The sequence below is a fragment of the Halopseudomonas sp. L-58 genome (genome assembly GCF_056859475.1).
This window is the reverse complement of sequence record NZ_JBSXON010000071.1, coordinates 75,882-96,988: the sequence shown is the minus strand read 5'-3', so window position 1 is coordinate 96,988 and position 21,107 is coordinate 75,882. Positions and strand designations below refer to the sequence as shown.

Genomic DNA, 21,107 nt, shown 5'->3' with positions numbered 1-21,107 from the left:
CAATGCCGGAACACACACAACAACTGGTTTATGTCGTAGACGACGATCAGGGCATGCTGGACTCCACCGTCTGGCTGTTTGAATCGATGGGGCTCAAGGCGCTGCCATTTACCAATGGTCAGACGTTTCTTGATGCCTGCGATCCCGCCGCAGCGGCCTGTGTCCTGCTTGATGTGCGTATGCCCGGAATGGGTGGGCTGGCCGTTCAGGACGCCATGCGCGAGCGAGGGATAGGGCTGCCGGTGATATTTGTCAGCGCCCATGCCGATGTGCCGATTGTGGTGCGTGCCTTCCGCGGTGGTGCTGTCGACTTTATCGAGAAGCCCTACAACGAGCAGTTGCTGCTGGACAGTGTTCAGCGGGCGCTAAACCAGGGGCCAGTCCACCCCGCGTCCTGTGCTCAGGAAGTGCAACACCGATTGGCGCGCCTGACCCCGCGGGAGCGGGATATAGTGCTACCGTTGGTGCAGGGTTTCAGTAACCGCGAGATTGCCGAGCAACTGGGTGTCAGCGTAAAAACGGTTGATCTGTACCGTTCGCGGGTGATGAAGCGCATGCAGGCCGACAGCCTGCCGGCGCTGGTTGGAATGCTGGTGGGGTTGGGAGTAATCGATCCCTTTACTCTGCAGCCACTTCGGGATTTGCGGGTGTCATGATGCCCAGGGATAGGGTTTAGCTATCAAGGAACGTGACAGTTAGAAAAATGGCGTCATAATGACATCACTGGTTGAGATGAACTGGTCGTGCTTTTGCGGCGGGCAGAATAATAAGAAGGATCTCACGGGTGCATACTGTTACGACCAATTACCGCTTGAGCAACTGGCGCGGCGAATTTGTTGACGCGGCGACCGAACAGGCTTTTCGCAAGCACAGTGAAGCAGACGCGTCCCGCTCCCTGCGGCGTGCATTGCTTGTTTGGGCCGCTCTGGTCGTGCTTTTCGGACTGCTGGATTATCCGGTTCTGGGGCACGGCTACGATTTTCAGGTGCTGTTTGGCTGGCGCCTGGCAACGGCCGCGGTGCTCTTGCTGCTCTACTGGCAGGTGCGACGCAAGCCGTCACTGGTCAGCGATGGCTATGCCGTAACTGCCGTCGAGATTTTCGGCAGTGTGCTGTTCTTCATGCTCTACTTCCTGCGTCACGATATGGTCAGCTGGGTGATCGCGGTAGTTGCGATTTCATTGCTGGCGCTGTTCATGTTCATCCCCAATCGTGTGTATCTGTCGCTGCTGGCGTCCGCCTTTCTCAGCATTGGTCTGATGGCTTGCGTTGCTGCGCGTGGAATGGGCGCCGAAAAGGTGATTGGTCTGGGTTTCATTCTGGTGCTGCCGATTGCCGTTGGCTTTTTTACTGCCTTGCGCTGGCAGCTCGCTCAGCGGCAGCAGTATGCCCTGCTGATGCAGGTGATCAGCAGCAACCGGGATCTGCAGGATGAAATCAAGCGGCGCGAGGCTCTGGAGGCGGAGCTGAAGCGTCAGGCTACAACCGATCCGTTGACCGGTCTGTTCAATCGGCGCCAGTACGAAATGCTGTTCCAGCGCGAGCGGCAACGCTGTAATCGACTGGGGCAGGAGATGACCCTGTGTGTGATGGACCTCGATCACTTCAAACGGATCAATGATCAGCATGGTCATGATGCCGGCGACGCGGTGCTCAGGCATGTGGCACAGCATTTGTGTTGCTCTCTGCGGCACTCTGATGTGGTCGGTCGATTTGGCGGGGAGGAGTTTGTTCTTATCCTGCCCGACACCGGACTTGAACAGGCGGTTGCGGTGCTGAATAGGCTGCGCGAGGAGCTGGCCGAAACGCCGGTACCGGTACGGGGACAACTGTTGCCGGTCAGCGCGACCTTTGGTGTCACAACGGTACGGCAGGACGACAGCGATCTGGAATCCATCGTTCGGCGAGCCGACCGGGCATTGTATGAAGGCAAGGGCGCAGGGCGTAATCGGGTTATGACCGCCTGATCGGTTACACTGGCGTCCTGTCTACCCGCTGTGTCGGTGGTCCGTGCGCAAGATTCTCCATATCGACTGTGATTGCTTCTACGCTGCGATAGAAATGCGCGACGACCCGCGCCTGCGCGGTCGGCCGCTGGCGGTCGGCGGCGATCCGGGCAAGCGTGGCGTCATCGCCACCTGCAACTACGAGGCGCGTGCCTATGGGGTGCGGTCGGCGATGGCCTCGGCCTACGCCAAGAAGCTGTGTCCGGAACTGCTGATCGTACCGGGCCGGATGTCGGTCTACCGTGAGGTATCCCAGGCCATTCAGGCCATCTTTGCCGATTACACGCCGCTGATTCAGCCCCTGTCACTGGACGAAGCCTACCTGGATGTCTCCGACAGCCCGGCCTGCCGCGGTAGCGCGACCCTGATCGCCAAGGAAATCCGTCAGCGGGTGCGTGACACGCAAGGCATCACGGTGTCGGCCGGGGTAGCGCCAAACAAGTTTCTTGCCAAAATCGCCAGTGACTGGAACAAGCCGGACGGGCTGAAGGTGATCCTGCCGGATCAAGTCGAGGACTTTCTGCGCGACCTGCCGGTGTCACGTCTGCATGGCGTCGGCCGCAAGACTGCCGAGCGGCTGCAGCGCCTTGGCGTTGATGTGTGCAGTGAACTGCTGCCGTGGCGCAAGCAGGATCTGGCCCGCGAGTTCGGCAGTTTCGGCGAGCGCCTGTGGGAGCTTGCGCGCGGAATTGACGAGCGCCCGGTGGTGGTCGAAAGCCGCCGTCAGTCGGTCAGTGTCGAGAATACCTATGAGCACGATCTGCCCGATCTGGACGCCTGCCTGGCGGCCTTGCCGCCGCTGCTGGACAAGCTGGCCGAGCGCATCGGCCGGCTGGAGGGCAGTTACCGGGTCAGCAAGCCGTTCATCAAACTCAAGTTTCACGACTTCACCCAGACCACATTGGAGCAGGCCGGGGCACCGATTACCCCGGCCGGCTACGCTGAACTGTGTGCTCAGGCGTTTGCCCGTGGCAACTGCGCGGTGCGGCTGATCGGCGTGGGCGTGCGGCTGGACAGCAGTCAAGCCCAGCTGGGAGAACAGCTCAAGCTGTTCTAGCGCGCCTCTCTGGCGCACTTGGGGCACAGGTGGTTGTCGCCGCGCGGCTGCCAGCCAAGCTCACTGATACGCGTGACCGCCTTGGCGGTGCGGGCGTTCAGATCGTCCCGGTCGGCAACAAGAAACTCGAACGGTTGCTCGCGGCCGCACTCATCACAGGTAATCGACCAGCCCAGTACACTTTGGCCGCGCAGGTCCGGCCCGCGCGCCGACGCGGTCCACTGGCCCGGCGGGTTGATCAGATAGCGAATCTTGTCGACCACCAGGCGCATGGGCAGATCGCGACTACCCTTGATCGTGCAGATCAGCTGGTCGCCGGGCTGCACGCCGCCGCCCTGACCGGTGACCTGAAACAGCCCGGCGCTCAGGGTGCGACATTCAATCAGGGTGTGTGACGGATTCAGTGCCGTGCGGCGAAAATCGTGTTCTGCCATGGTAGGGGCTCGCTGGTCGGTGGGGCGCGCATGATAACACCGGAGTGTAGCGGCATATCACCCGCATCACTGATGGTCGGTCCGGGACGGGGCAGTGATTATCATGGCGCGGTCTTTTACGTATTCACAACGAGGAGTTCACATGAGCGTCAAGCAAATGTTCGATCTGAGCGGCAAGGTCGCCCTGATCACCGGTGGTACCAAAGGTCTGGGTCTGCAGATGGCAGAAGCGTTCGGCGAACTGGGTGCCAAGGTGTTCATCAGTGCGCGTAATGCTGCCGAGATTGAAGCCGTCGTCGCTGAACTGAAAAGCCAGGGCGTCGAAGCCGCCGGTATCGCCTGTGATCTGGGCAAACTGGACAGCAACCCGGTCAAGACCCTGGTAGACGCCTGTGAAGCGGCCTTCGGCACCGTTGACGTGCTGGTCAACAATGCGGGCACTACCTGGGGGCAGCCGGCAGAAGAACACAGCTACGAAGGCTGGCAGAAAGTCATGACTCTGAACGTGGACGTCTGCTTCCTGGTGGCTCAGGAAGTGGCGCGCCGTTTTATGATCCCGCGCAAGTCCGGCAAGATCATCAACATCGCCTCCATCGCCGGCTTCAAGGGCAATCGTGCCAACTCCGGCGTGTTCACGTCTGCCTACAACACCTCCAAGGCCGCGGCAATCAACCTGACTCGCGCACTGGCTGGCGAGTGGGGTCGTTACAACATCAACGTCAACGCGATCTGCCCGGGCTACTTCCCGACCAAGCTGGCAAAAGGCCTGGACAAGGTCAGCGAGATGATCAAGGAAGGCACGCCACTGGGTCGCATCGGTGGTGATGAGGACATCAAGGGCGCTGCGGTGTTCTTTGCGACTGAAATGTCCCGTCACGTGACCGGTCAGGCACTGGCTGTCGACGGCGGCAATTCGGTCGTCTGAACAGGCGTATTCGCTGACCGGTGCGGACGCGACATGTCGCGTCCCTACGAACGGGTAGGCACCACGACCTTGCGTAGGGACGCAGCATGCTGCGTCCGCGCGCGTTGACACGGCGCATGGCGGGCCCCGTGCAGGTCAGTTGACGCCTTTGCTCAGTGCCCGTGCCGCTGCTTCGACGGCAGGGCGATGGTCGCGTTCCAGCGTGTCCATCAGGCGCAGATGCAGCTTGCGCTCGGCGCGGCTGAGATCCTTCCAGGCCTGATGGGTCGGAATATGTGCGGTCTGCTCGTAGATCAGATCAAAGACGGCCACGTCCAGCCCCTCGCGGCGCTCCCCCTGATAGTTATCCAGCAGCACCTTGATGCGAATGGCGCCTTCAATAGTGGGCACCTGGCCGTCAAGCAGGCTCTGGGCGATGATGCGAATGTCGCCGCTTAGCCGGTCGTTGCGCGCTTCCAGTGCCTTGGCACGGGCTTCGTCCTGCTGCCATACCTTGCGCCATAGGGTCCAGGCGTAGGTCGCCAGCGCCAGAATGATGAGAATGCCGGCGGCAATCAGCCAGTAGTGAGTTTGCATGGGTGTCAGAAGCTCAGTTGTGAGGGATCCAGCGTCCCTTCCTCGTGCAGATTGATGCTGGGCGCCAGCAACATGCCGGTGCGGATGTTGCCATCGATACGGTAATCGACCGGTTTCTGTTTATCTACCAGCTTGATCACGCCGGCGATATGACGCCACAGGTTGGAGCGTACATCCAGCTCGAAATAGGAGGAGCCGTAAGCCGGCACGTCAAAGCGGTTGTTGCTGACCCCGGTGGCCAGTTTCATGTTGTTGAGATAGACCTGATAGTGCATGCCGCGAATCGGCAGTACCCGGTCGTTGGGGTTGTCGACCCGCAGCTTGAGGCGAAAAGATTGCTCCCAGAGATTGGACTTGAGCATCTCGACATTCGCCAGACTGACCTCCGGCTTGGTGTAGGACGGGCTGAATACGGCACAGCCATGCAGCAGCATGCAGCCAATCAGCGTCATGATCCCCAGTAACCGCGCTCTCATCGCGTCCCCTCTCCCCGTGCAGGCTGCTTTGTGTATGGAGTTGTTGCGCAGCCTGGACCATACTTTAACCCTGTTTTGCGTACAGGGAGTGACAAGATGACGCGTTTCGAGGTGGTTTTTCAAGGCCAGGTGCAACAAGGCGCCGCGCCTGAGCAGGTACGGGCCAATGTAGGCAAGCTGTTTCAGGTCTCCGGAGCCCAGCTGGATACGCTGTTTTCCGGTCGTCGCATCGTGATCAAACAGGGGCTTGATCAGGTTGCCGCCGAGAAATACCGCATTGCGCTCGAGCGTGCGGGGGCGCAGTGCAGCATCGTGGCGATGGATGAGCCGACATCCGTAGCTCCGTCCGCTTCGGAATCTTCAGCGCCCTCTGAGCCAGCCAAGCCTGTGTCGCAGCCGGTTGAGGCTGAACCGGAGCGGTCCTCGCGCGTCGTGCCTCGAGACGAATACATGGCCGCGTTCAGTGATGTGGAGGCTCCTGACTTCGGTATCGCGCCGTTGGGTGCCGATCTGCAGGACGAGTACAACCCGCATACGGCGCTGCCTATCGATCTGTCGGCACTGACCCTGGCGCCGGTTGGCAGTGACATGGGCGAGATCAAGCGCGACGATGCAGTGCAGGTTCCCAATGTGGATCATCTCAAGCTCGTTGATGACTGATGAGTCTCTGCCGGGCCGGTCTGCTCACGGCCTGGCTTCGGCGCATTTGGCCCGCTGTTTTGTTTGCAAAATGTCGACTCCTTCGATTTCCCGGGTTTATACACCTGCTCTGCCACTTTTCTGTCCTTAAGCTGTGCATCAGCGCCGTCGGCAAAAGTCGTCGGCGCGGCATGGATCGCACAGCAAGGAACACGGATGTTCTCTCCAGCAAACGAAGCCCATTTTGCGTTGCATATCGACGCTGTCGAGCATGATTTCAGCGTGCTTGAGTTCACTGGTGTGGAGCGGCTTAATCAGCCGTATGCCATCGAGCTGACGCTGGTCAGCGAGCGCGCCGATATCGACCCCGCCAGCCTGCTGCATCTGCCGGCCTGGCTGGAAATCAGCCCCGGTGGTGGGTTGCACGGCTTTATTACCCGGTTTACCCAAGGCGAGTCTGGCCGCCGGCTGACCCGTTACCAACTGAGGCTGAGTCCTCAGCTCGGTTACCTTGAATACCGAACCAACCAGCGCATCTTTCAACATCAGTCAGTTGAGCAGATCATCAGCTGCGTGCTGCGGGAAAATGCCATCCACAGCGATGCCTGGCGCTTCAGTCTTAGTGCCGACCTCGGCGAGCGACGCTACTGCACCCAGTACGACGAAACCGATCTGCACTTTATTCAGCGCTTGTGTGAGGAAGAGGGGCTGCATTTTCACTTTGAGCACAGTTGGCAGGGTCATGTGCTGGTGTTCGGTGATGATCAGACCAGCTTTCCTCAACTGGAGTCGATCGGCTTCAGCCAGGGCTCCGGTATGGTCGCCGACCAGCCAGTGGTAAAACGCTTCAGTCTGACTGCTGCCACTCGGCCCGACCGGGTCAGTCGTCGGGACTACAACTTTGAAACGCCGCATCTGCTGCTGGAAACAGGTGCACGACTGGAGAGCGCCCCAGCCCAGCCCGCGCTGGAAGATTATGACTATCCCGGTGGCTTCAGCGATCGTGGCCGCGGCAGGCAGCTCAGCCAGATTCAATTGGAGCGCCACCGCAGCCATCAGTTGGAGGCGCGCGGTGAAGGCGATCGGCCCGACCTGCGCAGTGGGCACTTTCTGCCGCTGACAGGGCATCTACGCGACGACTGGAACGATCTCTGGTTGCTCACGGAAGTGCATCACCATGGCAAGCAGCCGCAGGCGCTGGAAGAGTCGATCAGCAGTGACACAAGCGCCGTCGACGGATTTGTTCAAGGCTATCGCAACCGCTTTGTGGCCACCCCGTGGCAGGCGATCTGGCGGCCGCCACTGGAGCATCCCAAGCCGCGCATCGCCGGCAGCCAGAGCGCGGTGGTGACCGGCCCCGCTGGTGAAGAGATTCACTGCGACCAGCATGGCCGGGTCAAGGTCCAGTTCCACTGGGACCGCGAAGCGCAGGCCGACGAGCACACCAGCTGCTGGCTGCGTGTGGCGTCCGGCTGGGCCGGAGATCGTTACGGCGCCATCGCCATTCCGCGCATCGGCATGGAGGTGCTGGTCAGCTTCCTTGAGGGTGACCCTGATCAGCCGCTGATTACCGGTTGCCTGTATCACGCCGAACACGTACCTCCGGTCGAGCTGCCCGCGCACAAGACGCGCAGCTCTTTCAAAACGCTCAGCTCACCGGGTGGTGAGGGCTACAACGAGCTGCGCATTGAAGATCGCAAGGGGGCCGAACAGGTCTACATCCACGCCCAGCGTGACTGGGATCAGCGCATTGAACATGATCAGCGGCTGCATGTGGGCAACGAGCGCCACGAACATACCGCAGCCAATCATTACAGCGAGCACCTCGCCGAGCTGCATCGCACCGTCCACGGCGACCGTCTGACGGAACTCAAATCCAGCGATCATCTCAGCATCGCCGGCAATCAACATTGCCGTATCGGTCAATCCCTGCTGGCCGACGTCGGGCGGGAAATTCACCTGGCCAGCGGTCGAAAGATTGTTATCGAAGCGGGCATGGAGCTGACCATCAAGGCCGGTGGCAGCTTTATCAGGCTCGATCCCAGCGGCGTCACCATCAGCGGCCCGACGGTGCGGATCAACTCGGGTGGCAAGCCGGGGCAGGGTACGGGTGCTTCTCCGCGCTTGCCTGGCGATACAGCGCCCGCCGATCGCAGTCAGGCGGGCAGTTTACTGGTGCCGGCGCAGCGCCAGGCGCTAATGGTTGGAAAGCCACTGTGCGCTATCTGTGAGGAGCCTGGTTCCGACGCCTGAAGTGCTTGGGAGTGGACGCTTCGGTGGGCTGTGGGGCTTACCGCGCGCAGCACTGCTTGAACTTGCGTCCGGACCCGCACGGGCAGGGCTCGTTGCGTCCTGCCTTGAGCGGATGGTTCGGATCAAGGAAGTACCAGCGACCCTGAGTCAGGCGGAAGTCGGAGCATTCGCGGTGGGTCTGGGCGCTGCCGTCCGGGTCTTGCCAGCGGGCGACAAAGGTCACCTGTGCGCTGGTTGCGCCCGGCAGCTCAGTGGCTGTTTCGACCGTCAGCCCGAGCCAGCGGCTCTGCTCGCTCCATTGGCGCATTGCCTCGACATCCAGCTGCGCCTGCTGGGCGGGAATGGTGGTAGCGACCAGGTAATCGATCAGGCCGAGGGTGTAGGCGCAGTAGCGTGAGCGCATCAGGCGCTCGGCGCTCGGGGCAGCCTTGCCCTGATGAAGCGGCTGGCAGCAGTCGCCATAACGTTGACCGCTGCCGCAGGGGCAGGGCGCAGCGGCGGTGAGGGTTGGAGTCATCGCGTTACCACCAGTATTTGTCGAACATCTCCGGGTTGGCCCAGTACTTGGAGTTCAACCAGTCCGGTACGCTCTTGTACTCGGCCAGATCGTAGGCATAGAGCGTCAGGCTCTGGCCATCCTGGCTGAAACGCGCGTGACGCTGCAGGGCGAGGGCGTAGAAGTCGTTCTCCTGCCAGTCGTCGGTGCGTTCCATGTCGACCAGCACCGCAATCCGGCTGGCAGAGAGGTTGCGCAGGCCGGCGAGCAGTTCGGTAGCGGTGCGTTTGTCGAGGTGCTCGAGCTGATCGGCGACAATGGCCAGGTCGTAGCGTTGATTGCGCAGGTCGTCGCTCAGCGGGACGTCATCTGTGCTGCTGACCCGACAATCCGGGTGTTCCTGCAACCAGGCCTTTACGGCCGGGATCTCGCTGCGGCTGACGCAGAGCAGGCTCGCGGGGCGATAGTGCTGGAGGATGCCCAGCAGGGATGACGTTGGCGTGGCGCTCATCGGAAGACTCGACTGTGAACGGATTCAGCGCAGCAGGGTAGGTGCTGGCCGGTGTTGATGCAAGCACCGGCGGTCCAGCTCGGCGGCGTTGAATGGTATGATCGCCGGCTGATCCGGAGCCCGCATGCTGAACGATGAACTCAAAGGCCAGATCCAGACGGCCTATCGCACCTTTCTGGAAAACAAGTCGCTGAAGCCGCGCTACGGCCAGCGCGTGATGATTGCCGAGGTCGCCAAGGTCTTCGGCAATGTTGCGCTGGACGAGGAGGGGCATCGTGATGGTGATCCGGCGGTCGCGGTGATTGAGGCGGGTACCGGTACCGGCAAGACCGTAGCCTATTGCCTGGCGGCGATTCCGATTGCCCGCCATCTGGGCAAACCGCTGGTGATTTCCACGGCAACCGTGGCGCTGCAGGAGCAGATCGTTCTCAAGGACTTGCCGGATATTCTGCGCAACTCCGGTCTCAAGTTTGGCTTCTCGCTGGCCAAGGGGCGCGGCCGCTATGTCTGCCTGGCCAAGCTCGACAACCTGCTGCGCGAAAACCAGTCGATGGCTGATCAGCAGCAGATCTTTGCCGATGACGGCTTCCGCATTGACGTGGATGAGGCCGGACTCAAACTCTACACTCGCATGGTCGAGGCGCTCGGTGGCAACAAATGGGACGGTGAGCGCGACTCCTGGCCCGAGGCGCTGGAGGATCAGGACTGGTCGCGGCTGACCACCGACCATATCCAGTGCAGTAACCGCCGCTGCGGGCACTTTCAGCAATGCGTGTTCTACAAGGCCCGCGAGGGCGTGCAGAAGGTCGATGTCATCGTCACCAATCACGACCTGGTGCTGGCGGATCTGGCGCTGGGTGGCGGCGCGATTCTGCCCGACCCGCGTGACTGCCTCTATGTATTCGATGAGGCGCACCACCTGCCGGACAAGGCGATTGGCCATTTCGCCCACCATACTCGCTTGCATGCGACCGCCGAGTGGCTCGACCAGATCGACAAGAACCTCAGCAAGCTGCTCGCGCAGCATCCGCTGCCCGGCGATCTGGGCCGCGTGCTGGAGCAGGTGCCGACTACCGCCCGTGATCTGAAACCGCATCAGCAGTTCATGCAGCAGGCACTGGGCGGCGTCGCCGACTTTGCCAGTGCTGAGGATCTGGGCGGCAACATCCGCCCGCAATACCGCTTCGAGAATGGTGAAGTGCCTGACGAGCTGTGCGAGATGGGCATGGAGCTGAAGGCCGGCTTTGGCCGCTTGAGCGACCAGTTACAGCGCATCGTCGATATGCTCAAGGAGGCGATGGATGGCGAAGCGACCATCGGCGTCTCCGAGTCTCAGGCCGAGGAGTGGTACCCGCTGTTTGGCGCGCTGCAGGCGCGAGCCGAGGCCAATTGGACGCTGTGGACCCAGTTCTGCCTGCAGGACCCGGAGGGCAAGCCGCCGACCGCGCGCTGGCTGACCCTGACCGAAGGCGGCGACATCGAAGTCCACGTAAGCCCCATTCTGGCCGCTGACACCCTGCGTCAGTACCTCTGGAATCCAGCCTTCGCGGCGCTGGCCACCTCGGCAACGCTGACCGCGCTGGGCAAGTTCGACCGCTTCAGTCACCGCGCCGGTTTGCCGCGCAGCGCGGTCTGCGCGCTGGCCCCCAGCCCGTTCAAGCATGGTGAGGCCGGGCTGTTGCGTGTGCCCAATTATGGAGCCGACCCGCGCGACAGCGTCGCCCATACGGCTGCGATCATTGAGCACCTGCCGGAGATTCTGGCCGATGAGCGCGGCAGCTTGGTGCTGTTCTCTTCGCGCAAGCAGATGCTGGAGGTGTTTGCCGGGGTGCCCGCCGAGTTTCGTCAGCGGGTGCTGGTGCAGGGCGATCTGTCCAAGCAGGAGCTGATCCGCCAGCATCGCAAGCAGGTCGATGACGGCAAGCAGAGCGTGATCTTCGGTCTGGCGAGTTTTGCCGAAGGAGTCGATTTGCCGGGCAAGTATTGCGAACACGTGGTGATAGCGAAGATTCCCTTTGCCGTACCGGACGATCCGGTTGAAGCCGCGCTGGCCGAGTGGATCGAAAAGAACGGCGGCAATCCGTTTATGGAAATCGCCGTGCCGGACGCCAGCTTGCGGCTGATTCAGGCCTGCGGTCGTTTGCTGCGCACCGAGAGCGACAGCGGTACCGTCACCGTGCTGGACCGCCGGCTGGTGACCCAGCGCTATGGCAAGGCGATTCTCAATGCGCTGCCGCCGTTCCGTCGCGAGATCGATTGAGTCATCAGCCTGAGCGATGGGCTATCGACAGGGCAACTGATGATGGCTGCCATGCGTCGGCAGCTTCGCTTTAATGGGCAAAACAAGACAACAAGGACCGCATGATGAGCACTATTCAGGGCTACTTTGATCCCCGTTTCGAGTCGGTACGCGAGCTGTTCGCCGAACAGCAGCAGGACGAGCAGGCCCGTGGCGCCGCGCTATGCGTCACCGTTGGCGGCGAAACCGTGCTGGATCTCTGGCAGGGCGTGCGTGACAAGGACAATCAGGCAGTCTGGGAGCAGGACACTCTGGTCAACGTGTTCTCCTGCACCAAGCCGCTCGGTGCGGTCGCTTTGCTGCAGCAGGTGGCCGCTGGCAAGCTGGAGCTTGACGCACCGCTGGCGGCGGTCTGGCCCGAGTTTGCCCAGGCCGGCAAGGCGTCAGTCACCCTGCGCCAGATCCTCAGTCATCGTTCCGGCCTGTCGGCTGTCAGCGAGACCTTGCCGCCCGAAGCTCTGTTCGAGTGGGACACCATGAGCGCCGCGCTGGCCGCGCAGCAGCCTTGGTGGACGCCGGGTGAACAGCACGGCTATGCGCCGGTCACCTACGCCTGGTTGCTGGGCGAGCCGCTGCGCCGTCTGACTGGCCTGCGTCCCGGCCAGGCGATTGCCGGCAGTATCTGTCAGCCGCTGGGCATGGATTTCTTCATTGGGGTGCCGGATCAGGACCTGGAGCGCATCGCCTCGGTATCGCGTTTGCGTAATCAGTATGGTGACGATGGGGCACGCCGCCTGTTCGCGGCCATGGGGCAACCCGACAGCATGACGGCCAAAGCCTTTGGCAACCCTTCGAGCATGATGACCAGCACCAACCGCCGTGAGTGGCAGCAAGCCGATATTCTGTCGGCCAACGGCACCGGCAACGCCCGCTCGCTGGCGCGTTTCTGGCAACTGCTGGCGCACGACGGTCAGCTCGATGGCGTCAGCCTGCTGGATGCCGAGCTGGTCAAGCAGATGCAGCAGGAACATAGTGCCGGTGACGACCGCACGCTGCTGTGTCAGACCCGCTTTGGTCTGGGTGTGATGCTGGAGCACGAAGGGCCTGGCGGCAGCTTCGGCATGGGCAAGAACGCCTTCGGCCACCCCGGTGCAGGCGGTTCTCTGGGCTTCTGTGATCCGGACGCCAAAGTCGGCTTCGGCTACGTCACCAATACCATGGGGCCCTATGTGCTGATGGACCCGCGTGCGGTCGCGCTCAGCCAGGCGGTGTATCGCTGTCTGCAGTCGATCGACTGACCTCTGCGCAAAGCCTGCGCTGTATCAATGTGCGGCGCCGGCCGACTGCTAGGATAGGATACGTTGCTGTCGTCACCATTCACTGTTGCCGGAAATCGATCTGATGAAACCCAGTATTGCCGATCTGCGTCGCGACTATACCCGTGACGGACTGACCGAAGCCCAGGCGCCTGCCGAGCCCCTTGCCCTGTTTGGTGAGTGGTTTGCGCAGGCGGTTGAAGTGGAAAGCACCGAAGCCAACGCCATGATGCTGGCTACGGTCGACGCTGAAGGTCAGCCGCACCTGCGCACCCTGTTGCTCAAGGGCTTTGATGAGCGCGGCTTTGTGTTCTTTACCAATTACCAGAGCGCCAAGGGGCAGCAGCTGTCGGGTCAGCCGGCTGCCGCGATGACCTTCTGGTGGCACGATCTTGAACGTCAGGTGCGCATCGAAGGTCAGGTCGAGCAGACCAGCGCCGAGGAGTCGGACGCCTACTTCCACAGTCGCCCTGAGGGCAGCCGTCTGGGCGCCTGGGCGTCGCCGCAGAGTCAGGTGATTGCGGGGCGCGAGGTGCTGGAAGACCGCCTTGGTGCTGTGCAGGAGCAATACGCTGATGCCGCTGCGCCGCGTCCTCCGCACTGGGGCGGTTACCGACTGGTGCCCACCCTGATCGAGTTCTGGCAGGGGCGTCCCAGCCGTCTGCATGACCGGCTTTGCTATCGCCTGGCCGAGGGCAACTGGGTGAGGGAGCGACTGGCGCCCTGATTCGCTCATTCTCGGTCCCGTTGCTTGCTGCTGCCGCGCTTCGGCTTTACGCTGACAGACAACCGCGACAGCAGGAGGCGACATGGGCAGAGGGGTGTTTCAGCAGAAGGTTGTAGTGATTACCGGCGGCTGTGCCGGAATCGGTCGGGCACTGGCCTTGCGCTTCGCGCAGGCCGGAGCCCATCTGGCCATTCTCGATGTGCAGGACGAGTCGCTGGTCGCCTTCCGCCAGCAACTGCATGACAAACTCAATGCCGATGTATTGGCGATCAATTGCGACGTATCCGACGACCAGGCCTGCGCCGAGGCGATGGCCCAGGTCGTCGAGCGTTTCGGGGGGATTGACCTGCTGATCAACAATGCCGGCATCACCCACCGCAGCGCCTTTGCCGATACCGACTTGTCGGTGTTCCAGCGGATCATGGCGGTGAACTACTTCGGAGCCGTCAACTGTACCCGGCATGCCCTGCCCAGCCTGCTTGAGCGCCGCGGTCAGGTGATCGTTCTCAGCTCGCTGTCCAGCTTCGCCCCGTTGCTCAACCGCAGTGCCTATAACGCCAGCAAGCATGCGCTGCATGGCCTGTTTGAAACCCTGCGCATGGAAGTGCGCGAGCAGGGCGTCAACGTCATGCTGGTTTCACCCGGGTTCACCGCCACCGATATCCGCAAGAACGCGCTGGTTGGTGACGGCTCTGTCGCCCAGGCCAATACCGCCCTGCCGTTCAAGGTCGCCGCGCCAGCGGATGTGGCCGAGGCGATCTATCAGGGCGCCTGTCGGCGCAAGCGACAGTTGATTCTGTCCAATGTGGACTGGCAGGCGCGGCTGTTTGCGCGCTTTTTTCCGCGGTTGTTCGAGCGCTGGATGGTGCCGAGGCTGTCTGGAATCAAGCCGGCGCGAGACTAGGGTCTCGGCGCGAACATGATGATGGCCATGCCGATCAGTGCAATGGCTGAGCCGAGCATATCCCAGCTACTCGGACGGATGCCATCGACCCACCACAACCAGAGAATGGCGACTGCGATATAGACCCCGCCGTAGGCGGCATACACCCTGCCCGCTGCGGTAGGGTGCAACGACAGCAGCCATGCGAAGGCAGCGAGACTGAGCGTTGCCGGCACCAGCAGCCAGATCGATCTTCCTTCTCTCAGCCACAGATAAGGCAGGTAGCAGCCGACTATCTCGGCGAGGGCAGTCAGTAGAAATAGCCCGAGTGTCTTTAGTTCGCTCATCGAGACGTCACCCGCAGCCAGTCAATCACGCCCTCTGCTGCGCGTCGCCCGCTGGCAAAGCAGGCAGTCAGCAGATAGCCGCCGGTGGGGGCTTCCCAGTCGAGCATCTCGCCGGCGCAGAAAATGCCCGGCAGCGCCTTGAGCATCAGGTGGTCATTCAGTGCACTTCGGCAGACGCCGCCGGCGCTGCTGATGGCTTCATCCAGCGGGCGGGTCGCGGTCAGGGTAATGGGCAGGGCCTTGATGCCGGCGGCAAGCTTGTCTGCGTCGGCAATCGCGTCTTTGCTCAGGCATTCATGCAGCAGCGCCACCTTGACGCTGTCCAGCCCCGCCTTCTTGCGCAGCAGGTTGCTCAGGCTTTGGCCCTTGCGTGGCTGGCTGAGGGTCTGCTGCAGCTGGGCCCGGGTGTGATCCGGCGCAAGATCCAGGCTTAGTTGAGCGTGGCCCCTGGCTTCCAGTTGTTCGCGCAGCGCGGCGGACAAGGCATAGATCAGGCTGCCTTCCATGCCGTCGTGGGTGAGGATGGCCTCCCCGCGGCGGCTGATGGTCTCGCCCCCGGGGCTTTGGGTGCTGGCGATGACCTGCTTGAGTGGCTGCCCCGCGAAGCGTTCGCTGAGAAACGGGCTCCATGCGCTGATAAAACCGCAGTTGCTGGGGCGCAGTGAGCGTACATCAACGCCGCGTGCACTGAGCAGGGGCGCCCAACTGCCGTCTGAACCGAGGCGCGCCCAGCTGCCGCCGCCCAGCGCCAGCAGTGTTGCCGCTGCCCTTGCTTTGATTTCACCGTCCGGGGTGTTGAAGCGCAGCGCTGCGCTGTCATCCCAGCCTAGCCAGCGATGCCGGGTGTGCAAACGGACGCCCTGTTCGCGCAGGCGTTTGAGCCATGCGCGCAGCAAGGGCGCGGCTTTCATGTCAGTTGGGAAAACGCGTCCGGAGCTGCCGACGAAGGTGTCGATGCCCAGGCCGTGAATCCAGTCGCGCAGCGCCTGCGCATCGAACGCGTCCAGCCACTCGCCGACCCAGGGTGAGGCCTCTCGGTAGCGCGAGAGGAAGGGGGCTGCCGCCTCCGAGTGGGTGATATTCATGCCGCCAACGCCAGCCAGCAGAAACTTGCGCCCGACCGAGGGCATGGCGTCGTACAGGTCGACCTGCAGACCTGCCGCTGACAAGACCTCCGCCGCCATCAAGCCGGCCGGGCCGCCACCGATAATGGCTATGGAGCGGGTGTCGGTGTTGGCGGTGTCGGTCATGGTGCGATCCTGAAAGCGGGGCGCGCAGTTTAGCCCAATCCGCGCTGCTGCCAAATCTGCGCGGCACTGTGGTGCAGGATGCCGTGGCGTCGGGCGAGGGCGTCGCGGTCGTTGTCGTAACCGCCGCCGATGACGGCGCAGACAGGGATGTCGCGCCCAAGACAGCTGTCGATCACCAGCCGGTCGCGGGCGGCAATCCCCAGGTCGGTCAGTTGCAGATAGCCGAGTGCATCAGACTGGTGGACGTCAACGCCGGCGTCATAGAGCACCAGATCCGGTTGATAGAGGGGCAGCAGATAGTCCAGCGTCTGCTGCAGGGTATGCAGGTAGCCCCGGTCATCCAGCCCGCGTGGCAGGGGGATATCCCAATCACTGGTCGCCTTGCGCGCCGGAAAGTTGTTCTCGCAGTGCAGTGATACCGTAATCGCGGCGTCAACGTCTGCAAGGATGGTTGCAGTGCCGTCGCCCTGATGGACATCGCAGTCGATGATCAGCACCCGCTCTACCCGTCCGCTGGCCAGCAGTGACAGACTGATGATCGCCAGGTCATTGAAGATGCAGAAGCCGGAGGCAAAATCCCGGTGGGCGTGGTGAGTGCCGCCTGCCAGATGGCAGGCCAGGCCGTGTCGCAGCGCCAGCTCGGCCGTCAGCAGCGAGCCGCCGACCGCGCGGGTGGTGCGCGCAACCAGTGCCTCGCTCCACGGCAGGCCCATGCGGCGCAGGGCAGTCGCATCTAGCGCGTTGTCATGGAAGCGGTTGACGTAGTCCGGGTCGTGGGCCAGTGCCAGCAACTCGCGGCTGCAGCGTTCGGGACTGTGCAGATTGCCGTCGTGCAGCAACCCACTGGTTCGAAGATGGTCGTGCAGACGCACGAACTTGTCCATCGGGAACCGGTGGGGCGCGGGGAAAGGGAAGCTGTAGTCGGGATGGTAGACCAGGGGCAGATCCACGACGACTCCTCGCGGCAGTGTATGGCGCATCGAGTATGCGCATTGCGCTGGTACTCAACAAGTCTCGGGGCTGATGCAGGGTGCGCTGCAGTCTGCTACTGCGAGACAATCCGGGTTAAACTGGCGGCCATTTCCGCGGCGAACCGGCCGCCATTACAGTCAAGACGTACCCGTCCGTTAGCGGAGGGGCAATATGTGAGGACCCGCTATGAGCGAATTGCTGGATGATCTGGTAGACCTGCTGGCACTGGAGAAAATCGAGGAAAACCTGTTCCGTGGCCGCAGTCAGGATCTCGGTTTCAAGCAGCTGTTCGGTGGGCAGGTTCTGGGTCAGTCGTTGTCGGCGGCCAGTCAGACGGTTGATCCTGACCGCCATGTGCATTCGGTGCATGGCTACTTTTTGCGTCCGGGCGACGCTGATCTGCCGATCGTCTATCAGGTTGATCCGCTGCGCGACGGCGGCAGCTTTACTACCCGCCGGGTTCAGGCGATTCAAAAGGGCAAGCCGATTTTTACCATGATCAGCTCGTTTCAGGGCGATGTTGAAGGCTTTGAACACCAGGCGGCGATGCCTGAGGTTCCCGGCCCGGAAGACCTGCCCAACGAGACCGAATGGACCCGCCGCTATCAGCATCTGATTCACGAAAAGGTCCGCGACAAGGTGTTGTGCGGCAAGCCAATTGAAATTCGTCCGGTTGGCGAGTTCAATCCGTTCGAGCCTGTGGCCGGTGAGCCGGTGCGCTACATGTGGTATCGCGCCGACGGTACCCTGCCGGATGATCCCCAGGTGCACCGCTATCTGCTGGCCTATGCCTCGGACTTTCATCTGTTGGGTACGGCGATGCAGCCGCACGCCATCTCCAGCTGGTCGCCCGACATGCAGGTAGCCAGTCTTGACCACTCGCTGTGGTATCACCGTCCGCTGCGCATGGATGACTGGCTGTTGTACGCCATGGACAGCCCGTCGGCCAGCGGCTCCCGCGGCCTGTCGCGTGGTCAGATCTTCAATCGGGCCGGTGAGCTGGTTGCCTCGGTGACGCAGGAGTCATTGATGCGCCGGGTGCAGCGCTGATATGCAGCATCTGCGCGGTTGGGTATTCGATCTGGACGGGACGCTGACGGTTGCTCAGCACGATTTTCCGGCAATCCGACGCGAACTGGGGGTGCCGGCAGAGGCCGACATACTGACGTTCATGTCGGGCTTGCCGGCGGCCGAATACCTCGCCATGAAAGCGCAGCTTGATGCCATCGAGCTGCGTCTGGCCGAGCAGGTTGAAGCGGCGCCCGGCGCGGTCGCCCTGGTGCGTCAATTGCACGAAGGGGGGCGTCGATTGGGTATTCTGACCCGCAACCTGCAATCGGTCGCCCGTTCGACGCTGCGCTGTCTTGGTATTCTCGACTGCTTTGCCGCAGAAGATGTGCTGGGGCGCGAAGAGGCTGAACCCAAACCCTCACCAGATGGTATTCACCGCCTGCTGGATCGCTGGCAGCTGTCGGCGCGGGAGGCGGTAATGGTCGGAGACTTTCGCTTTGACCTCGAGGCCGGGCGGGCAGCGGGCAGTCATACCTGTCTGATCCTGCCTGACAATCCCTGGCCGGAGCTGGCCGATTGGCACGTGCCGGATTGCGCCACGTTGTTGGCCCGACTCTAGGTCGGGCCCGTGACTGGCCTGCAGGGCTGGTTGGTCAGTCTGCCGCCTGAAAGCGCAGGCGCATCGACAGATCGACTGCCTTGATGTCCTTGGTCATGCTGCCGATCGAGATGTAATCCACGGCGGTTTCAGCAACGCTGCGCAGGGTTGTTTCGGTAATCCCGCCGGAAGCCTCCAGCCTGGCGCGACCGGCGTTCAGGGCAACGGCGGTGCGCATGTCCTCGTCGCTGAGTTCATCCAGCATGATGATGTCAGCGCCGGCTTCCAGTGCCTGCTTCAGCTCTTCGAGGCTCTCCACTTCAACCTCAACCGGCTTGCCCGGCGCAATCTCGTGCGCCCGGCTGATGGCCTGGGCAATACCGCCACAGGCGGCGATGTGGTTCTCCTTGATCAGGAAGGCGTCGTACAGGCCAATACGGTGGTTGTGGCAACCGCCGCAGGTTACCGCGTACTTTTGCGCCAGGCGCAGGCCGGGAATGGTCTTGCGGGTATCGAGCAGTTTCACGCTGGTACCGGCAACCAGATCGGCAAAGTGGCGGCTGCGGGTGGCGGTGGCCGAGAGCAACTGGATGAAATTGAGCATCGAGCGCTCGGCGGTCAGCAGGCCCCGGGCCGGACCGTTGAAGCGGCAGATCGTCTGATCGGCGAGCAGGGTGTCGCCATCATTGACCAGCCATTCAATGATGATGCGCGGATCGACCTGGCGGGCAACTTCATCCGCCCATGCACGGCCACAGAAGACGGCGGCTTCGCGGGTGATGATGCGGCCATCGGCCTGACGTTCCGCCGGAATCAGACTGGCGGTGATGTCGCCGTCGCCCACGTCCTCTGCCAGAGCGCGGCGGACGTCATCAACGATGGTGCTCTGCAGGCTGTCGAGTGTGAGATTGGGCATAGAGACTCCGGCGTCTGATCGCAAGTGCCGGGAGTATACCGATTGGCAAAAAAAAATGCCCGCCGGGGAGGCGGGCATTGTGCGGGCCGACTTACTTGTTCATGTAGTTGGCCGGATCTGCAAAGTAGTCCTTGGTCAGTTTGAAGACTACAGGGCTCAGTAGCAGCAGAGCGATCAGGTTGGGGATCGCCATCATCGCATTCAGGGTGTCGGCCACCAGCCACAGGCTGTTCAGGTCGATACCGGGCAGGGTGCCCAGCGGAATGGCGATGATCCACAGCAGGCGGAACGGCAGGTTGGAGCGTTCACCGAACAGGAACTGGGTACACTTCTCGGAATAGAAGCTCCAGCCAATGATGGTGGTGAACGCGAATACCGCCAGACCGATACTGACAATGTACTGACCCCAGCCACCCGGCAGGCCCTGACTGAAGGCCAGTGCCGACAGCGGTGCGCCGTTCTCGCCACTCTGCCAGGCGCCGGTCACCATGATCACCAGGCCGGTGATGGAACAGATGATGATGGTGTCGATAAAGGTGCCGAGCATCGCCACGGTGCCCTGACGGATCGGGTTGTTGGTTTGCGCGGCGGCGTGTGCAATCGGCGCGCTGCCCAGGCCCGCCTCGTTGGAGAAGACGCCGCGGGCGATACCGAAGCGCATGGCCATCCAGACAGTTGCACCGGCGAAACCGCCGGCTGCGGCGCTTGGGTTGAAGGCATAGTAGAAGATCTGGCCGAAGGCTTCCGGCAGCTTGTCGGCATGCATGATCAGGATGATCAGGCCGCCACCAACATAGAAGATTGCCATGATCGGGACCAGCTTGCCGGCTACTTCACCGATGCGCTTGATGCCGCCAAGCAGTACCAGGGCAACCAGAACGGCAATGATGATGCCGGTGGCCAGCGGCGGGATGTTGAACGAGCTGTTCAGGGCGTCGGCAACCGAGTTGGACTGGATGGTGTTGCCGATGCCGAAACCGGCCAGCATGCCGAAGATGGCGAACAGCACGCCAAGCCACTTCCATTTCTCGCCAAGGCCGTTCTTGATGTAGTACATCGGGCCGCCGACGTGGTTGCCCAGCGCGTCCTTTTCGCGGTAGCGCACGGCGAGCACGGCTTCGCAGAACTTGGTTGCCATGCCGACCAGCGCGATGACCCACATCCAGAACAGCGCGCCCGGGCCGCCTAAGAATACAGCTGTGGCAACGCCGGCGATATTACCGGTGCCCACGGTAGCGGACAGGGCGGTCATGAGTGCGTTGAAGGGACTGATGTCGCCTTCTTCGCTACTCTTGCGGCCGCGCCAGAGCATGCCGAAGCCGTAGAACAGCTTGCGCTGGGGAGTGAGTTTGAGACCAAGTGTAAGATACAGGCCGGTACCGGCCAGCAGGGCGAGCATCGCCGGGCCCCATACGATCCCGTTGATGTCCCCGATAAGGGCAATAATTGCTTCCATAGAATACAGCTCCTGATGTT

General features: G+C 62.1%; 22 protein-coding genes. 12 read left to right on the top strand and 10 right to left on the bottom strand.

The genetic code is table 11. From position 1 onward, the window contains the following. Window positions 1-2 precede the first annotated feature (2 nt). From AC13EY_RS13275 to dinB, 3 genes are all read left to right on the top strand, one after another. A complete protein-coding gene (locus AC13EY_RS13275) occupies window positions 3-656 on the top strand; it encodes a response regulator transcription factor (protein WP_088275676.1) in 654 nt (217 codons plus the stop codon). Window positions 657-784: 128 nt separating this feature from the next. Beyond that, window positions 785-1,966 carry a GGDEF domain-containing protein gene (locus AC13EY_RS13270; RefSeq protein ID WP_482877344.1) on the top strand — a complete coding sequence of 394 codons (1,182 nt, stop codon included), beginning with the start codon at window positions 785-787 and terminating at the stop codon, window positions 1,964-1,966. A gap of 43 nt (window positions 1,967-2,009) precedes the next feature. Further along, complete coding sequence (gene dinB, locus AC13EY_RS13265) at window positions 2,010-3,062, top strand: DNA polymerase IV (protein WP_335598779.1); 1,053 nt, start codon at window positions 2,010-2,012, stop codon at window positions 3,060-3,062. Here the strand turns inward: dinB and AC13EY_RS13260 are convergent. Beyond that, window positions 3,059-3,496 carry a hypothetical protein gene (locus tag AC13EY_RS13260; RefSeq protein WP_269687843.1) on the bottom strand — a complete coding sequence of 146 codons (438 nt, stop codon included), beginning with the start codon at window positions 3,494-3,496 and terminating at the stop codon, window positions 3,059-3,061. The genes dinB and AC13EY_RS13260 overlap by 4 nt on opposite strands. A 142-nt stretch (window positions 3,497-3,638) precedes the next feature. On the opposite strand from AC13EY_RS13260, the gene AC13EY_RS13255 reads away from it, so the two are divergent. Beyond that, complete coding sequence (locus AC13EY_RS13255) at window positions 3,639-4,421, top strand: SDR family oxidoreductase (RefSeq protein WP_088275669.1); 783 nt, start codon at window positions 3,639-3,641, stop codon at window positions 4,419-4,421. Between the two features lie 135 nt (window positions 4,422-4,556). Here the strand turns inward: AC13EY_RS13255 and AC13EY_RS13250 are convergent, their stop codons facing one another. Together AC13EY_RS13250 and AC13EY_RS13245 are read right to left on the bottom strand one after the other, a co-directional pair. Then, window positions 4,557-4,997: a DUF2489 domain-containing protein gene (locus AC13EY_RS13250; protein WP_228245887.1), complete on the bottom strand. Its 441-nt coding sequence runs from the start codon at window positions 4,995-4,997 to the stop codon at window positions 4,557-4,559. 5 nt (window positions 4,998-5,002) lie between these two features. Next, window positions 5,003-5,473: an LEA/WHy family protein gene (locus AC13EY_RS13245; protein ID WP_482877341.1), complete on the bottom strand. Its 471-nt coding sequence runs from the start codon at window positions 5,471-5,473 to the stop codon at window positions 5,003-5,005. A 96-nt stretch (window positions 5,474-5,569) separates the two neighbouring features. On the opposite strand from AC13EY_RS13245, the gene AC13EY_RS13240 reads away from it, so the two are divergent. Together AC13EY_RS13240 and AC13EY_RS13235 are read left to right on the top strand one after the other, a co-directional pair. Further along, complete coding sequence (locus AC13EY_RS13240) at window positions 5,570-6,133, top strand: P-loop NTPase family protein (protein ID WP_335598781.1); 564 nt, start codon at window positions 5,570-5,572, stop codon at window positions 6,131-6,133. A 195-nt stretch (window positions 6,134-6,328) separates the two neighbouring features. Beyond that, a complete protein-coding gene (locus tag AC13EY_RS13235) occupies window positions 6,329-8,365 on the top strand; it encodes a type VI secretion system Vgr family protein (RefSeq protein ID WP_482877339.1) in 2,037 nt (678 codons plus the stop codon). 37 nt (window positions 8,366-8,402) lie between these two features. Here AC13EY_RS13235 and AC13EY_RS13230 read toward each other — a convergent pair whose 3' ends face one another. Together AC13EY_RS13230 and AC13EY_RS13225 are read right to left on the bottom strand one after the other, a co-directional pair. Then, window positions 8,403-8,882, bottom strand: a complete 480-nt coding sequence (locus AC13EY_RS13230; RefSeq protein WP_338212873.1) for a YchJ family protein — start codon at window positions 8,880-8,882, stop codon at window positions 8,403-8,405. 4 nt (window positions 8,883-8,886) lie between these two features. Next, window positions 8,887-9,372, bottom strand: coding sequence for a DUF6231 family protein (locus AC13EY_RS13225; RefSeq protein ID WP_228245892.1), 486 nt, complete (start codon window positions 9,370-9,372; stop codon window positions 8,887-8,889). A gap of 124 nt (window positions 9,373-9,496) precedes the next feature. On the opposite strand from AC13EY_RS13225, the gene dinG reads away from it, so the two are divergent. The 4 genes from dinG to AC13EY_RS13205 all read left to right on the top strand — a co-directional run bounded on the left by dinG (window position 9,497) and on the right by AC13EY_RS13205 (window position 14,558). Continuing rightward, window positions 9,497-11,632 carry an ATP-dependent DNA helicase DinG gene (gene dinG, locus AC13EY_RS13220; RefSeq protein WP_464382870.1) on the top strand — a complete coding sequence of 712 codons (2,136 nt, stop codon included), beginning with the start codon at window positions 9,497-9,499 and terminating at the stop codon, window positions 11,630-11,632. A gap of 104 nt (window positions 11,633-11,736) precedes the next feature. Next, complete coding sequence (locus AC13EY_RS13215) at window positions 11,737-12,909, top strand: serine hydrolase domain-containing protein (protein ID WP_464382871.1); 1,173 nt, start codon at window positions 11,737-11,739, stop codon at window positions 12,907-12,909. Between the two features lie 103 nt (window positions 12,910-13,012). Continuing rightward, the gene (gene pdxH / locus AC13EY_RS13210) at window positions 13,013-13,654 is read left to right on the top strand and encodes a pyridoxamine 5'-phosphate oxidase (protein WP_285676720.1); all 642 of its coding nucleotides are present in this window, start codon (window positions 13,013-13,015) and stop codon (window positions 13,652-13,654) included. An 82-nt stretch (window positions 13,655-13,736) separates the two neighbouring features. Further along, complete coding sequence (locus AC13EY_RS13205; protein WP_482877336.1) at window positions 13,737-14,558, top strand: SDR family oxidoreductase; 822 nt, start codon at window positions 13,737-13,739, stop codon at window positions 14,556-14,558. Here the strand turns inward: AC13EY_RS13205 and AC13EY_RS13200 are convergent. Genes AC13EY_RS13200 through AC13EY_RS13190 form a run of 3 tightly spaced genes read right to left on the bottom strand, consistent with a single transcriptional unit; the run spans window position 14,555 to window position 17,084 of the window. Next, window positions 14,555-14,884, bottom strand: coding sequence for a YnfA family protein (locus AC13EY_RS13200; protein WP_482877334.1), 330 nt, complete (start codon window positions 14,882-14,884; stop codon window positions 14,555-14,557). The two genes, AC13EY_RS13205 and AC13EY_RS13200, sit on opposite strands and share 4 nt — an antisense overlap. After that, window positions 14,881-16,134, bottom strand: a complete 1,254-nt coding sequence (locus tag AC13EY_RS13195; RefSeq protein WP_482877332.1) for a TIGR03862 family flavoprotein — start codon at window positions 16,132-16,134, stop codon at window positions 14,881-14,883. The genes AC13EY_RS13200 and AC13EY_RS13195 overlap by 4 nt, the downstream gene beginning before the upstream one ends. A 29-nt stretch (window positions 16,135-16,163) precedes the next feature. Beyond that, window positions 16,164-17,084, bottom strand: a complete 921-nt coding sequence (locus AC13EY_RS13190) for a histone deacetylase family protein (RefSeq protein WP_228245901.1) — start codon at window positions 17,082-17,084, stop codon at window positions 16,164-16,166. A gap of 208 nt (window positions 17,085-17,292) precedes the next feature. Between AC13EY_RS13190 and tesB the strand changes: the two genes are divergently transcribed. Both tesB and AC13EY_RS13180 read left to right on the top strand, forming a co-directional pair. Continuing rightward, window positions 17,293-18,156: an acyl-CoA thioesterase II gene (tesB, locus tag AC13EY_RS13185; protein WP_228245902.1), complete on the top strand. Its 864-nt coding sequence runs from the start codon at window positions 17,293-17,295 to the stop codon at window positions 18,154-18,156. A 1-nt stretch (window position 18,157) separates the two neighbouring features. Beyond that, complete coding sequence (locus AC13EY_RS13180; protein ID WP_228245903.1) at window positions 18,158-18,736, top strand: HAD family hydrolase; 579 nt, start codon at window positions 18,158-18,160, stop codon at window positions 18,734-18,736. Between the two features lie 34 nt (window positions 18,737-18,770). On the opposite strand, the gene nadC is transcribed toward AC13EY_RS13180, so the two are convergent. Together nadC and AC13EY_RS13170 are read right to left on the bottom strand one after the other, a co-directional pair. Then, a complete protein-coding gene (gene nadC / locus AC13EY_RS13175; RefSeq protein WP_482877329.1) occupies window positions 18,771-19,631 on the bottom strand; it encodes a carboxylating nicotinate-nucleotide diphosphorylase in 861 nt (286 codons plus the stop codon). Window positions 19,632-19,722: 91 nt separating this feature from the next. Then, window positions 19,723-21,087 carry an alanine/glycine:cation symporter family protein gene (locus tag AC13EY_RS13170; protein WP_088275645.1) on the bottom strand — a complete coding sequence of 455 codons (1,365 nt, stop codon included), beginning with the start codon at window positions 21,085-21,087 and terminating at the stop codon, window positions 19,723-19,725. Window positions 21,088-21,107: the final 20 nt, after the last annotated feature.

What these genes read in the sequence shown, in the direction of transcription:
- AC13EY_RS13225 (WP_228245892.1), bottom strand. Translation starts at nt 9,372, where the DNA reads ATGAGCGCCACGCCAACGTCATCCCTGCTGGGCATCCTCCAGCACTAT.
- AC13EY_RS13245 (WP_482877341.1), bottom strand. Translation starts at nt 5,473, where the DNA reads ATGAGAGCGCGGTTACTGGGGATCATGACGCTGATTGGCTGCATGCTG.
- AC13EY_RS13215 (WP_464382871.1), top strand. Translation starts at nt 11,737, where the DNA reads ATGAGCACTATTCAGGGCTACTTTGATCCCCGTTTCGAGTCGGTACGC.
- pdxH (WP_285676720.1), top strand. Translation starts at nt 13,013, where the DNA reads ATGAAACCCAGTATTGCCGATCTGCGTCGCGACTATACCCGTGACGGA.
- AC13EY_RS13255 (WP_088275669.1), top strand. Translation starts at nt 3,639, where the DNA reads ATGAGCGTCAAGCAAATGTTCGATCTGAGCGGCAAGGTCGCCCTGATC.
- tesB (WP_228245902.1), top strand. Translation starts at nt 17,293, where the DNA reads ATGAGCGAATTGCTGGATGATCTGGTAGACCTGCTGGCACTGGAGAAA.
- AC13EY_RS13205 (WP_482877336.1), top strand. Translation starts at nt 13,737, where the DNA reads ATGGGCAGAGGGGTGTTTCAGCAGAAGGTTGTAGTGATTACCGGCGGC.
- nadC (WP_482877329.1), bottom strand. Translation starts at nt 19,631, where the DNA reads ATGCCCAATCTCACACTCGACAGCCTGCAGAGCACCATCGTTGATGAC.
- AC13EY_RS13250 (WP_228245887.1), bottom strand. Translation starts at nt 4,997, where the DNA reads ATGCAAACTCACTACTGGCTGATTGCCGCCGGCATTCTCATCATTCTG.
- AC13EY_RS13275 (WP_088275676.1), top strand. Translation starts at nt 3, where the DNA reads ATGCCGGAACACACACAACAACTGGTTTATGTCGTAGACGACGATCAG.
- AC13EY_RS13195 (WP_482877332.1), bottom strand. Translation starts at nt 16,134, where the DNA reads ATGACCGACACCGCCAACACCGACACCCGCTCCATAGCCATTATCGGT.
- AC13EY_RS13200 (WP_482877334.1), bottom strand. Translation starts at nt 14,884, where the DNA reads ATGAGCGAACTAAAGACACTCGGGCTATTTCTACTGACTGCCCTCGCC.
- AC13EY_RS13180 (WP_228245903.1), top strand. Translation starts at nt 18,158, where the DNA reads ATGCAGCATCTGCGCGGTTGGGTATTCGATCTGGACGGGACGCTGACG.
- dinG (WP_464382870.1), top strand. Translation starts at nt 9,497, where the DNA reads ATGCTGAACGATGAACTCAAAGGCCAGATCCAGACGGCCTATCGCACC.
- AC13EY_RS13230 (WP_338212873.1), bottom strand. Translation starts at nt 8,882, where the DNA reads ATGACTCCAACCCTCACCGCCGCTGCGCCCTGCCCCTGCGGCAGCGGT.
- AC13EY_RS13235 (WP_482877339.1), top strand. Translation starts at nt 6,329, where the DNA reads ATGTTCTCTCCAGCAAACGAAGCCCATTTTGCGTTGCATATCGACGCT.
- AC13EY_RS13260 (WP_269687843.1), bottom strand. Translation starts at nt 3,496, where the DNA reads ATGGCAGAACACGATTTTCGCCGCACGGCACTGAATCCGTCACACACC.
- AC13EY_RS13170 (WP_088275645.1), bottom strand. Translation starts at nt 21,087, where the DNA reads ATGGAAGCAATTATTGCCCTTATCGGGGACATCAACGGGATCGTATGG.
- AC13EY_RS13240 (WP_335598781.1), top strand. Translation starts at nt 5,570, where the DNA reads ATGACGCGTTTCGAGGTGGTTTTTCAAGGCCAGGTGCAACAAGGCGCC.